The sequence below is a fragment of the Bacillus mesophilum genome (genome assembly GCF_008923265.1).
Lineage (GTDB): Bacteria > Bacillota > Bacilli > Bacillales > Cytobacillaceae > Cytobacillus > Cytobacillus mesophilum.
In genome coordinates, this window is sequence record NZ_WBOT01000004.1 from 299,055 (window position 1) to 311,713 (window position 12,659).

Here is a 12,659-nt window from a genome sequence, read left to right on the forward strand (position 1 = left end):
TGGAGGGCATGGTTTTTTTATATTCAATTCCCTCATTCCAGCATGAAATGCAATCCAAGGAGGCACTAGCATGACAGGAAGAAAAGATGAAGAATTAGAAGGGGTAACCCTGCTGGGAAATCAAGGGACACAATATCTATTTGAGTATTCCCCAGATATCTTAGAAAGCTTTGATAATAAGCATCCAAACCGTGATTATTTTGTAAAATTCAATTGTCCAGAGTTTACGAGTTTATGCCCTAAAACAGGACAGCCAGACTTCGCGACGATTTATATCAGTTATATACCAGATCAAAAAATGGTGGAAAGCAAATCGCTTAAATTGTATTTGTTCAGCTTCCGCAATCACGGAGATTTCCATGAAGACTGCATGAATATCATTATGAATGACTTAATTGAACTAATGGACCCGCGCTATATCGAGGTATGGGGCAAGTTCACACCTAGAGGCGGCATTTCCATTGATCCTTACACAAACTATGGAAAACCAGGCACAAAATACGAAAAAATGGCTGAGTTCAGATTAATGAATCATGATCTATATCCTGAGACCATTGATAATCGTTAATCATAAAAGAGGCTGAAGATCCATATTTTAACCAATAATGCAACCAAACATTTAAGCAGATCATTTTTAGCTGTTAAATTTGTTTGGTTTTTTTTATGACTAAAGTGCTTCATCTTTGTGTAAAAGTATGTATTCTCTTTGAGATGGTTTTGTTATTTAGGATAATGTACATTCATTTTACCTATAAATACTACAAATTTATAATTCTTTTGTAATCTTTGTAATAAATGGGTTTGTGAATTGATTGTCCATTTGTTAAACTGATAATTGGTTAAATCTCTGTGAATGTATAATTATGAGATTACTAAAATGAATGCTTTATTAGGAGATTATCATGAAAAAATTTTATATAACGGTTTGTTTATTATTGTTGACGGCTTGTTCGTATGACACAATCGCGTCAATTAAATCGGAGACACTTTCTGAAACGAAAGAAGCAAAAGATGCAGCTATAGAGGAAAAGGCAGAACCAGCGGTAATTGCGGAAGGTAAAGAAAAGATGGATACGGTTACTCTTAAAGAGGAATCTCTGTTCAAATTCGAAGTTAAAGATGGCAGCTATGATTATAACGTGTTCGTATACGCTAAAAATGCTGAAAAAAAGGATGTTTTCTACTCTGGCCATTATGCATTTTACCTGGCTGAAAAAGATTCAACGGTAGCTTATAAACAAAATGTTTTAAAAGATGAAGAAATACTAACTTTTAAAACAGGGAATGATGAGCAAATTTATCCTTTGAAACTTGGAAAGAAAACGATATTTGCTGTGGCTGAACAAATAGATCAGGTACATAGCCAATTTCTGTTTGCTGGAATTGACAATGGAGAATTAAAACTTATAAGCAATGGAGAAATTGAGTCTTTAAATGATATTACAATCAGAAACATTAACCAAAAATATCTTCAGACAATAAAGCGGGACAGTTCTTCAGATACCATATACTTTACAACATGGGGATTAAATGAAGAAACCCTAAAATTAGTTGAACAGGACCAAGAAACAATTACAGATGAAGAAAAAGTAGATTTCTGGCTGGAAAGTTTAAATGAAAAAAATGCATTTTATTATCCATTTAAAGATTTGGAGCTAAATGCAGATCTCTTGGCAAAAGCAAAGCAAGGCATTCCAGTTGGAAGCCCATACCCGCTTGGCACCAATATACAAGAAATAAAAAAGGCTGAACCATATTACATGCGGGAAGGCGTGAAAGAGGAAGGCCCGTATGTCATGTATCCTGAAATCACCTATTATTATAATGCTGAAGACAGTAAGGTGACAGCAGCTGAAATCCCTGGAGAACGTTTGAGAACATCCCTAACTGAGGCAGAAAAGATATTTAAGCAATTTGGAGAAACATTGAAAAACGAAACAGGTACATCCATCTATTTAAATACGGAAAAGTATCAAATTGAAGCAGTGGCCGATCATGATGATAAGGTGAAGTTGCTGCGATTAAAAAGAAGATAGTGGATGGTAAAAAATGGCTCGGGTATTGAATTAGCCCGGGCTATTTGTCATACAAAATAATGAGTGGGATAGCAGTATGAGATTCTCAATGCTTTATCATCAGAATAGCAGTATACGGCTAAAATAGATTGAGGCTTATCTTGATTCAGTGGGGAGTGTAGAGAGTGAGATTTTCATGTGTTGTGTTTGCTATTTTAAGTTTTATTAGCTTGATCCTTTTTTTAGTGGGAAATTCAATGACTCCACCCCCTGGAACAATATCTGGGAACGGAAACCCCGCGCTAATTCTGTTTTTTATACTAATCCCAATTCTTATTTGTCTCGTCCTTTTTTTAGTCATTCTTATTCGCTCATACTCTATAAAGAATAAATATTTGTATTTCACCATGATTATTTTAATCCTTCATTTTATTTTAGGGTTTTTATATCAGAGGAAGGAGTTAAATGAATATCGGGAGGTTATTAAGGGTGTGCTGCTTGAGAGGGATGGAATAGCAGATCTTCACTATGTTGAAAGTATGACGGGGTTTTTATCTTATCATGTAAATAATCAATATTTTAATGTGAATACGTTTTTCATGTTTTTAGCTTTTGCCTTATTGAGTGCTATTATCTATCACTTCTGGGATAACTGGGATAAGAAGGGAGAAATGAATGAAAAAGGCCAGCCACAATGATGAACAATATGGCCAGCCTTCTGTATAAGATTATTTATGAATAGAACTTAAAACGCCCAATCTCCGTTACGGAATACCGGTTCTTCCTGACCGTCAGCCGTAATGCCATCGATATTCATCTCAGCAGAACCAATCATGAAGTCAACATGTGTTAAGCTTTCGTTTAAGCCATGTTCTTCAAGTTCTTCACTAGACATTTGCTTGCCGCCTTCAATACAGAAAGCATAAGCACTGCCGATCGCTAAATGGTTTGATGCATTTTCATCGAACAATGTGTTATAGAAAAGCAGGTTTGATTGAGAGATCGGTGAATTGTGCGGAACAAGCGCGACCTCGCCAAGATAATGAGAGCCCTCATCTGTATCAACAAGCTGTTTAAGGATTTCTTCTCCTTGCTCTGCTTCTACTTTAGTAATTCTTCCGTTCTCAAAGTAAACAGTGAAGTTGTCAATGATATTACCGCCGTAGCTTAATGGCTTTGTGCTTGCAACCTTGCCGTTTACACCTGTTTTGAAAGGAACAGTAAAGACTTCTTCAGTCGGCATATTGGCCATAAATTCATTGCCGCTTTCATTAATGCTGCCTGCTCCAGCCCAAATATGCTTTTCAGGCAATTCGATTGTTAAGTCAGTTCCAGGAGCAGTGTAGTGCAGTTTTTTATAGCGTTTGCCGTTTAAATAGTCTACTTTTGTATGCAGTGTTTCATCATGCTGCTTCCATGCTTCAACAGGATTGTCTAAATCAGAGCGAGTTGCTTTGAAGATGGCATCCCATAATAGACTTACACGCTCTTCTTCAGCTGCCTCTGGGAACACCATATTTGCCCAGCTTTGCGATGGCACAGCGATTACAGTCCAGCTGACCTTATCGGATTGAATATACTTGCGGAATGGCGCCATTGCTTTTCCGGAAGCCTTCTGGAATGTGCTGATCTTTTCGGATTGAACACCTTTTAACAGATCAGGGCTTGAAGAAACGATAGACATAAAGGCAGCGCCGCCTTCAGCAAGCTCCTTCATTTCTTCTGCTCTCCATTTTGGATATTCCTCAAACGCATCCAGTGGAGCAAGCTCATACTTTGTCCGTGTAACACCGTCATCGTTCCAGTTTACAATTACTTCTTTTGCACCTGTTTCATAAGCTTTTTTTACAGCAATGCGTACAAATTCAGCCGCATCAAGTGTTGCCGTAATGACGAGTTTTTGTCCTTTTTGGACATTGACACCGACTTTAACCGCAAGTTCAGCATATTTCTCTAGCGTAGTTTGAAAGTTTGTCATATGTATTGGCTCCTTTGTCAGAATCTTTCCTTATTGTAGCCTGTAATGATAAAAAAATAAATAGAATCGTTTTGAGGAACGAAGAGGTGCAAGGCAAATTTCTAGTAAAGAAAAGGCTGTCCAATACGGACAGCCTTTTACACTATCGGACAAGCATTCATTAATATGCCGGCATTTTCTTTATAAGTCGAGCAGATTTGGCAGGAACAAGGATATCTCCGGTATATAAGTGACAGCGAGCAAGACTACAATAATAGCTCCGTAAAAAGGTAGAAGCGGCTTTGTTACCTGTTCAATTTTCACTTTGCCGACGCTTGCTCCTACGAACAGAGCACTGCCCACTGGCGGAGTAATACTTCCTATGCATAGATTTAAGCACATCATAATGCCAAAGTGTACGGGATCCATTCCAAAGGAACTGACAATAGGGAAGAAAATCGGTGTGAAAATAAGTACTGCAGGTGTGATATCCATAAATGTTCCGATAAAGAGCAAAATGATATTCATAAGCAACAGAATCACGATTGGATTATCCGTTAAGCTTAATATTCCTGAAGTAATAGCTTCTGGAATCCCTGTAAAGCTCATGACAATAGACAGAATGGAAGATGCTGCTACAAGAAGCATAATAATAGCTGTCATCTCAACGGTTTCCACTAAGATTCTTGGAATATCTTTTAGCTTTAATGAACGATAACAAAGCGATAAGATAAAAGAATAAATAACCGCAATGGCAGATCCTTCTGTTGCAGTGAATATCCCGGCAATAATCCCGCCGATTACAATTACAATCAGCAGCAGGCTTGGAATGGCATCCAAAAAGACTTTTATTTTCTCACTGAATGAAATCTTAGCTGAAACTGGATAGTTTTTTTTCTTTGCAATAACATATGCAACAATCATGGTTGCAATGGCCCAGAGAATTCCAGGAAGGTAGCCGGCAATGAATAGAGCGGCAACAGAAGTACCTCCGCTAACAAGGGAGTATACAATTAGTAATCCGCTCGGTGGAATCAGTAGCCCCGTTGGAGCAGATGCTACATTGACAGCAGTAGAATATGTACGATCGTACCCCTCTTTTTCCTGAAGTGGTGACATTACTCCGCCAATGGCTGCAGCTGCAGCTACGGCACTTCCGGAGATTGAGCCAAATAAGGCATTACCCACCACATTCGTATGTGCGAGAGATCCCGGCATTCTGCCGGAAATAATTTTTGCGAGATTAATTAATCGAATAGCAATTCCGCCGTTATTCATAATGATTCCGGATAAAATAAAAAATGGAATAGCTAGAAGAGAAAAGCTGTCTAATCCAGATACTAATTTTTGTGCACTTGTAAACACGGCCACATCAAACGGAAATAGGATCAGCATAGTAAGTATTGAAGCGCCGGCAATACTAATGGCAATCGGAACACCAATTAACAATAGTAGAAAAAACAGAAATAATAACAGAAGTCCTGCACTTAGTGTCAATGTAAGCCCTCCTTTTTATTATGATAGTGAAGGGTCTCAGTTGCTTCTGCTTCTTCCGCATACATTTGGACCTTTTCTTTGGTTATAATTTCATAGATTGAAATGATTGAATACATAACGATTAAAATGCCGCTGACAATGAGAGAAAAATAGACGGTGCTCATCGGAATCCCCAATGCTGCCGAATATTGATTTGTAGCAAGGCTGACCGTTTGTGCGCCGCCAATAATCATCACTACAATCGCAAACAGCAGAACGATTCCTTCTGCTAGGATATTGACCTTTCTAGCTTTGTCAGATGTGAGTTTTGAGACAAAAAGTTCAATTGCCAGATGTTTCTTGCTGCCGAATGCATAAGCTGCGCCAAGCATGGAAATCCAAATTAATGAATAGCGTAGAAATTCTTCGGAAATTGTGCTTGGAGAATTTAAAATATATCGGGAAAAAACCTGCCAGACGGCCATAAAGACCATGACCGTCAATAATGTACAGGTGATAAAGATGATTCCTTTATTCATCCATTTTTGAATGCGCTGCAATGAAATGACCTCCCCAGTTATTCTTCTTCCACAAGTTTGCGGATTTCTTTATAGTATTTTGCTGTTTCTTTCTTTTCAGCAAACTCATCATGAAGCGGCTGAACAGCATCCATAAATGGCTGTTTATCAGGAGTACTGAAGTTTACACCCTTCTCCTTCGCCCCTTCTATTGCATCTTCAACTGCCTGTTCCCAAACTACTTTATGAAAGGCAGTCGACTCTTCAGCTGCTTCTGTGATCGCATTCTTCTGTTTTGTACTTAATTGATCCCATTTGCTGTTGTTCATAATCAGAATGTCAGGGACCATGGCATGTTCGCTGTAGCTATACTCCTTCGCTACTTCTCCGTGATTGCTGTCTGTTAAAGCTGTTTCATTGTTTTCTGTCCCATCAATTACACCTTGCTGCAATGACGTATAAACCTCGCCATATGGCATCGGAGTAGGGGAGCCGCCCATTAGTTCCACCATTTTAATGGATGTAGGACTCGGCTGCACACGGATTTTTAAACCTCTTAAATCATCTGGATGAGTAATTTCTACATTGTCAGTATAAAAATTTCTTGTACCAGAGTCATAGAATGTCAGTCCGCTGAAACCAATATCAGAAGTCATTTGGTAGATTTCTTTAGCTATATCGCTATTCATGGCTTGATAGTAATGATCTTGGCTGTCAAAAAGGTAGGGAAGACTGAAAAGAGAATAAACCTTAGAAAAGTTTTCAAGTGTGCTTGAACTTACTTTTGCAATATCAATCGCCCCAGTTTGCGTTAATTCAATAGCCTCACGCTCACTGCCTACTTGTCCATTAGGATACAGCTTGATTTTTATGCTGCCATCCGTCTTTTCTTCCACCAGTCTGGCGAATTCAACAAGTGACTTATGTACAGGATGTGTTTCCCCCTGATTATGGGCAAGTCTCATCGTAATGGCGCTTTCTTCTTCAGCAGCCTGTGCTACGCATCCAGAGATTACCCCTGCAAGTAATAGAAGAATCATACTGAATGTAATGAACTTTTTCATATATACTCCTCCCTTAGAATGGAATCTATTAATTTGGAAATCTTCTAAAAACACCGATACGAATGGTTCTACTAACCGGGTGGTCAGTAGAATGTGCTAGCATCTCAAAGGTTGGTAGAGGTGGCGATAAAGACAAAACTTTGAATTTAATTATGTAGGAATAACATTCCCAAAAATTCGTTTAATGAAACAACCTAGAACAAAGGGTCATAAAAAGAGTTTCAGAGAAAATGTATATAATTCCCTTTTAAAAGACTTTTTTAAGTGAATTATATTATTTTCAGAAAAATTAGTTATTTATAAATAGCCCTATTATATAACCACTTTTAAAAAATCTTCATCAAGCAAGCAGATTTATTTTCTGAGGGAAGCATGAACATTGGAAATAATAATGTAGGGATATGAATACATGTTTAAAATAGGGTAAAGATGTTTCCTATTTTTTCACCAATCGTTTAGGATGAAGAGAGAATATAATTTTTTCGAAAGGGGTATTTGAAAATGGACAGTATTATTTTTGATTTAGACGGCACCCTATGGGACTCTGTAGATTCTATTAAAGTTTCCTGGAACAATGTGATTCAAGCAAATAACCAGATACGAGAAGAACTAACTCGGGAAGACCTTGAAGGGGTAATGGGCCTGCAGATGGATGACATTGCTAAAAAACTATTTCCTGCTCTAGAAGATGAAGTTCGCAGTAAGATTCTAAATGAATGCTTTGAAGTCGAAAATACTTATATAGAAAAACATGGAGGTATCCCTTACAAAAATGTTGAAAACGTCTTAAAGGAACTTTCCAAAAAATATAAACTTTTCATCGTCAGCAATTGTCAGGAAGGATACATAGAAGCTTTTTATAAATATCATGGACTGGAAAAGTATTTTAATGATTTTGAGAATCCAGGGCGCACCGGTCTTTCAAAAGGAGAGAATATTCAGCTGATCATCAAGCGGAATCAGTTATCAAACCCTGTTTATGTTGGTGATACGGACGGTGACTTAAAAGCGGCAAGATTCGCGGGAATTCCATTTGTATATGCCAAATACGGATTTGGCGAAGTAAGCGAATATGATGAAGTGATTGAGGAATTTGAGGATTTGTTGACGTTATACTGAATAGATTGATTTAAAAAGCTACTGCAGTAATCAGCTGCAGTAGCTTTCAATTTGCAGGAAAGTATTATTGGCCTTCTAACAGTGTTTATGAAACCATTTATCTCGATCATGCGTATAAGGTTAAAATGAATACTTATGAAAATCTGTCTTTCATTAAAACTTAAATAAACGGAGAAGAGGCGGTTTTATGAAGAACAAATGGTTTCTTATACCAGGTGGTGTTATTATAATCACTATTGTCTTTTATGCCTATTTGCTATTCAATCCACCATTAGATGCGGGTGCATTGAGTTATGGAGCAGATAACGATACGTATTTAATCGAAGTGGGGAATAAAGGTTTTTTTAATCTTAAGCCCACAGAAGTGCTAATAAATGATAAGAAGCCAGAAAAAGTCCTAATGCAAGTAATCCCCAACAATGATGATGAGGCATTTTATATTACTTTTGATATCGAAAATGAGGAAAGGTTTAAAGCTTTAAATGAAGCAGTCCTTCCCGCAGAAACAGGTATACAGGAAAGGTTAAATAGCAAAGAAAAAGATACACTTTCTTACGGAATTACAATGCTGTCAAGAGAAGCTCTGAATAGTGTAACTATAAAATACCGGTATGCAGGAATTATTCTCAAAGAAACAATTAATTACTAGTCAGGGGTGTTTAATCTAGAGCCTTGCGGCAACAGGAACAGTTATTTCGTCACTTTATCTTTACTTCGATCCTGGTCAAATACTGATTGACATGGCTTGTTTCATGAAAATCAATTAGATAGGTTTCAAAAAAGTCACCATCAATGACATAATGATTCTTTGTTAAATAGTCTGTTAAATTCAAAAGATAGGTATGTGTTTTGGAATAGCTGCCTCTGTAGCAAATTGATGCATAGCGGCCTTTTGGAATAAGCGTTGTAAAATTAGCAGAATTCTGTTCGAGAAAATAAAATACACTGTGATGTATGGCAGAATCAGAAAGATCGTACAGAAAACTCCCAAACAGGTATTGATCTAAGTGGGGAAGCTTTTTTTCGTATTCTTTATATAATTCTTTTAAGGCGAAATCTATATTTGCACTTTCAATCTGTTTGTCAGAACTGGCAATAACATACCGATCAGGCTGATCAAGTACAATGCACTCACCCTCGCTTGCTTCAGAGCTTTGTGTGAACAAATTAATTCGTTCATTGATTCTATTTTGCTGTTCCTGTAGTAAAAGGATTTCTTGTTGAATAAAAGCCTTTTGTTTTTTTAATAAGTTTAGCGTTTTATCGACAGTTCGATTTTCAACATAATCTTTAATTTGTTCTAAAGGAACATTAAATTTTCTAAGATCCCGGATAATATTTAATTTCTGCAGATGTTCTTCGGTATAGATACGATAATTGTTCTCCCCTCTATGGGGAACGACCAGATTAATTTCTTCATAATATCGCAATGTATGTGAACTGATATCATACAGGCGGGCTATTTCGTTTATTTTCCACTTCATGTTTCCTGCTCCAGACTAGATTTGTAAATTAAGCTTTTGTATGAGCTTCTAACGGTTTGCAGAGATGCTCATAGTGATGGCCACTTAACGTGATATCAGCTACTTTTTTAAATCCTATAGAAGAATATAACTTTTTTGCCTTCGGATTTGCAACATCTACATTTAATCCTATTCTTTCAAAATCTGCATCAGATGCGGTTTGACACATAGCCTCTATTAATTTAGTTCCAATTCCCATTCCTCTATATGCTTTATTAACGACAATGGAATCTAAATACCACTCGTTCGGAAGTGCCTCTTGGTCAATGAATAAATTTAAACTTGGAGCGAACCCATGTGTTTGTAAAACATGTTTAAAAGAGTCATCAATACTAGGCTCATCCTGCGCTGGATATCCAAATATAGCACCGGCAATTTTGCCATTGTATTCATAGACTAATCCTCTGTTCACGCCATAACGATAGTTAGGGTCTTCCGCTGCCTCTGAGACCATTTCTATTAATTTCGATTGCGGAATTTCCTTTAATAAAGGCAATTCCATATCCTCGAATATTTCCCATAATAAAGCTGTAATTTCCATTGAATCTTTTGCTTGTATTGTTCTGATCATGTATATCCAACTTTCCTTTATTATTCATTTGTTAACGTCAGTATAAACCTTCTAGTGATTCTAAGGTCAACAAGAACAGTACGTATGGGTAGAGGTGGACATACTAACTTTTCGTGAAATGTATGGTATATTAGACGTTACACAGCTAGTAAAGGAGTTCGGAAAAAATGGCAAAAAGTGTAGTCATCGCTGAAAAACCTTCCGTTGCCCGTGATATCGCAAATGTACTGAAATGTACGAAAAAGGGGAACGGATTTTTAGAAGGCGACAAATATATAGTAACTTGGGCGCTAGGGCATTTAGTGACATTAGCAGATCCAGAAAATTACGATCAAAAATATAAATCATGGAAGCTTGAAGATTTGCCGATGCTCCCAGAGCGTCTGAAATTAGTGGTTATCAAGCAGACAGGCAAACAGTTTAATGCAGTGAAAACACAGTTAAATCGCAGTGATGTAAAAGAAATTATTGTGGCAACAGATGCTGGAAGAGAAGGCGAGTTAGTGGCACGCTGGATCATTGATAAGGCAAAAATTAATAAGCCAATTAAACGTTTATGGATCTCCTCTGTTACGGATAAAGCGATCAGAGAGGGATTCAGCAATTTAAAACCAGGAAAAGCGTATGACAATCTATATGCAGCAGCCGTCGCGCGCTCGGAAGCAGACTGGTATATCGGCTTAAATGCAACACGTGCATTAACGACTAAATTTAATGCACAGCTAAACACTGGTCGTGTGCAAACACCAACTGTTGCAATTGTTGCTTCGAGAGAAGACGAGATCAAGAACTTTAAACCGCAGGCTTTTTACGGGATTGAAGCGTCAACAGATGGTCTTGTGTTAACATGGCAGGATTCTAACGGCAATAGCCGCAGCTTTGATAAAGAAAAAATGGAATCCATTGTGAAATCGCTCGGGCATAAGGATGCGGAAGTAGGTTCCATTGACCGAAAAGCGAAAAAAACATTTGCTCCGGCATTATACGACCTAACCGAATTGCAGCGTGATGCTAATAAAATCTTTGGCTACTCTGCCAAAGAAACACTTAATATCATGCAGAAGCTATATGAGCAACACAAAGTATTAACATACCCAAGAACGGATTCACGCTATCTTTCTTCTGATATTGTCAGCACCCTTCCTGAAAGGTTAAAGGCATGCGGGGTAGGAGAATATCGTCCGCTTGCCAATAAAGTGTTAAAAAAACCGATTAAAGCAACTAAAGCGTTTGTAGATGACAGCAGAGTGAGCGATCACCATGCCATTATTCCAACAGAAGGCTATGTGAATTTTTCGGCGTTTACAGATAAAGAAAGAAAAATATATGACCTCGTTGTTAAAAGATTTTTGGCTGTTCTTTTCCCAGCACATGAGTATGAGCAATTAACATTGCAGGCGAAAATCGGTGCTGAGAAATTTATTGCCAAAGGAAAAAGAGTGTTAGAGTCAGGCTGGAAAGAAGTATATGAAAATCGGTTTGATGATGATGAAGGAACAGATGATGTTAAAGAACAGCTCTTACCGAAAATTGAAAAAGGCGATGTCCTTAAAACAAAATTAATTTCATTAACATCCGGACAAACGAAACCGCCAGCCCGCTTTACAGAAGCAACATTGCTATCAGCAATGGAAAACCCGTCGAAGTATATGGAAACCAACGATAAAAAGTTAGCAGATACTTTGAAATCAACAGGCGGACTTGGAACGGTTGCAACTCGTGCGGATATTATTGATAAGCTTTTTAACTCTTTTTTAATCGAAAAGCGGGGCGGAAAAGATATTTTTATTACTTCAAAAGGCCGTCAGCTGCTTGATCTTGTACCAGAAGAATTAAAGTCACCTTCTACAACGGCACAGTGGGAGCAAAAGCTTGAACTGATTGCTAAAGGCAAGCTGAAAAAAGATGTCTTTATTAATGAGATGAAAAAGCATACGAAAGAAATTGTGACGGACATTAAAAACAGCACAAAAAAATACAAGCATGATAATATCTCGACAAAATCTTGTCCAGATTGCGGCAAGCCGATGCTTGAAGTGAATGGCAAGAAAGGAAAAATGCTCGTCTGTCAGGATCGTGAATGCGGACATCGAAAAAATGTCTCAAGAATTACGAATGCCCGCTGTCCGCAATGTAAAAAGAAAATGGAACTTCGCGGCGAAGGGAAAGGGCAGATTTTTGCATGTAAATGCGGTTATCGTGAAAAGCTATCCTCCTTTGAAGAAAGAAGGAAAAAGGACTCAGGCGGAAAAGCGGATAAACGCACTGTCCAAAAATATTTAAAACAGCAGGAAAAAGAGGCAGAACCAATCAACAACGCGTTTGCTGATCTATTAAAAGGAATTAAGTTTGATGACTAAAATCCTTTACTCTGATAATTCGCTGATATACTAAAATATGGTAAAATAAATTGACA

At 37.6% G+C, this 12,659-nt stretch carries 12 protein-coding genes; 6 read left to right on the forward strand and 6 right to left on the reverse strand.

Annotation, left to right across the window (positions count from 1 at the left end; translation table 11 throughout):
* Positions 1 to 70 precede the first annotated feature (70 nt).
* The 3 genes from queF to F7732_RS14610 all read left to right on the forward strand — a co-directional run bounded on the left by queF (position 71) and on the right by F7732_RS14610 (position 2,713).
* Positions 71 to 568: a preQ(1) synthase gene (queF, locus tag F7732_RS14600; protein ID WP_151574758.1), complete on the forward strand. Its 498-nt coding sequence runs from the start codon at positions 71 to 73 to the stop codon at positions 566 to 568.
* 334 nt (positions 569 to 902) lie between these two features.
* Positions 903 to 2,036, forward strand: coding sequence for a hypothetical protein (locus F7732_RS14605; RefSeq protein ID WP_151574759.1), 1,134 nt, complete (start codon positions 903 to 905; stop codon positions 2,034 to 2,036).
* A 470-nt stretch (positions 2,037 to 2,506) separates the two neighbouring features.
* Complete coding sequence (locus tag F7732_RS14610; protein WP_151574760.1) at positions 2,507 to 2,713, forward strand: hypothetical protein; 207 nt, start codon at positions 2,507 to 2,509, stop codon at positions 2,711 to 2,713.
* Positions 2,714 to 2,760: 47 nt separating this feature from the next.
* On the opposite strand, the gene F7732_RS14615 is transcribed toward F7732_RS14610, so the two are convergent.
* The 4 genes from F7732_RS14615 to F7732_RS14630 form a co-directional block, all read right to left on the reverse strand.
* Positions 2,761 to 3,993: an aminopeptidase gene (locus F7732_RS14615; RefSeq protein WP_151574761.1), complete on the reverse strand. Its 1,233-nt coding sequence runs from the start codon at positions 3,991 to 3,993 to the stop codon at positions 2,761 to 2,763.
* A gap of 180 nt (positions 3,994 to 4,173) precedes the next feature.
* Positions 4,174 to 5,469 carry a TRAP transporter large permease gene (locus F7732_RS14620; RefSeq protein WP_151574762.1) on the reverse strand — a complete coding sequence of 432 codons (1,296 nt, stop codon included), beginning with the start codon at positions 5,467 to 5,469 and terminating at the stop codon, positions 4,174 to 4,176.
* Positions 5,466 to 6,008: a TRAP transporter small permease gene (locus F7732_RS14625; RefSeq protein ID WP_151574763.1), complete on the reverse strand. Its 543-nt coding sequence runs from the start codon at positions 6,006 to 6,008 to the stop codon at positions 5,466 to 5,468. The genes F7732_RS14620 and F7732_RS14625 overlap by 4 nt, the downstream gene beginning before the upstream one ends.
* 17 nt (positions 6,009 to 6,025) lie before the next feature.
* Positions 6,026 to 7,030 carry a TRAP transporter substrate-binding protein gene (locus F7732_RS14630; RefSeq protein WP_151574764.1) on the reverse strand — a complete coding sequence of 335 codons (1,005 nt, stop codon included), beginning with the start codon at positions 7,028 to 7,030 and terminating at the stop codon, positions 6,026 to 6,028.
* 501 nt (positions 7,031 to 7,531) lie between these two features.
* Between F7732_RS14630 and F7732_RS14635 the strand changes: the two genes are divergently transcribed.
* Both F7732_RS14635 and F7732_RS14640 read left to right on the forward strand, forming a co-directional pair.
* Positions 7,532 to 8,149, forward strand: a complete 618-nt coding sequence (locus F7732_RS14635; RefSeq protein WP_151574765.1) for an HAD family hydrolase — start codon at positions 7,532 to 7,534, stop codon at positions 8,147 to 8,149.
* 187 nt (positions 8,150 to 8,336) lie between these two features.
* The gene (locus F7732_RS14640) at positions 8,337 to 8,798 is read left to right on the forward strand and encodes a hypothetical protein (RefSeq protein ID WP_151574766.1); all 462 of its coding nucleotides are present in this window, start codon (positions 8,337 to 8,339) and stop codon (positions 8,796 to 8,798) included.
* A gap of 49 nt (positions 8,799 to 8,847) precedes the next feature.
* Here F7732_RS14640 and F7732_RS14645 read toward each other — a convergent pair whose 3' ends face one another.
* Together F7732_RS14645 and F7732_RS14650 are read right to left on the reverse strand one after the other, a co-directional pair.
* Positions 8,848 to 9,633, reverse strand: a complete 786-nt coding sequence (locus F7732_RS14645; RefSeq protein ID WP_151574767.1) for a MerR family transcriptional regulator — start codon at positions 9,631 to 9,633, stop codon at positions 8,848 to 8,850.
* A gap of 28 nt (positions 9,634 to 9,661) precedes the next feature.
* On the reverse strand, positions 9,662 to 10,243 hold the full coding sequence (locus F7732_RS14650) for a GNAT family N-acetyltransferase (protein ID WP_151574768.1): 582 nt from the start codon (positions 10,241 to 10,243) through the stop codon (positions 9,662 to 9,664).
* A gap of 167 nt (positions 10,244 to 10,410) precedes the next feature.
* Here F7732_RS14650 and F7732_RS14655 point away from each other — a divergent pair, with 167 nt between their 5' ends.
* A complete protein-coding gene (locus F7732_RS14655; RefSeq protein WP_151574769.1) occupies positions 10,411 to 12,603 on the forward strand; it encodes a DNA topoisomerase III in 2,193 nt (730 codons plus the stop codon).
* Positions 12,604 to 12,659 lie beyond the last annotated feature (56 nt).

What these genes read in the sequence shown, in the direction of transcription:
- queF (WP_151574758.1), top strand. Translation starts at nt 71, where the DNA reads ATGACAGGAAGAAAAGATGAAGAATTAGAAGGGGTAACCCTGCTGGGA.
- F7732_RS14605 (WP_151574759.1), top strand. Translation starts at nt 903, where the DNA reads ATGAAAAAATTTTATATAACGGTTTGTTTATTATTGTTGACGGCTTGT.
- F7732_RS14615 (WP_151574761.1), bottom strand. Translation starts at nt 3,993, where the DNA reads ATGACAAACTTTCAAACTACGCTAGAGAAATATGCTGAACTTGCGGTT.
- F7732_RS14630 (WP_151574764.1), bottom strand. Translation starts at nt 7,030, where the DNA reads ATGAAAAAGTTCATTACATTCAGTATGATTCTTCTATTACTTGCAGGG.
- F7732_RS14635 (WP_151574765.1), top strand. Translation starts at nt 7,532, where the DNA reads ATGGACAGTATTATTTTTGATTTAGACGGCACCCTATGGGACTCTGTA.
- F7732_RS14640 (WP_151574766.1), top strand. Translation starts at nt 8,337, where the DNA reads ATGAAGAACAAATGGTTTCTTATACCAGGTGGTGTTATTATAATCACT.
- F7732_RS14645 (WP_151574767.1), bottom strand. Translation starts at nt 9,633, where the DNA reads ATGAAGTGGAAAATAAACGAAATAGCCCGCCTGTATGATATCAGTTCA.
- F7732_RS14650 (WP_151574768.1), bottom strand. Translation starts at nt 10,243, where the DNA reads ATGATCAGAACAATACAAGCAAAAGATTCAATGGAAATTACAGCTTTA.
- F7732_RS14655 (WP_151574769.1), top strand. Translation starts at nt 10,411, where the DNA reads ATGGCAAAAAGTGTAGTCATCGCTGAAAAACCTTCCGTTGCCCGTGAT.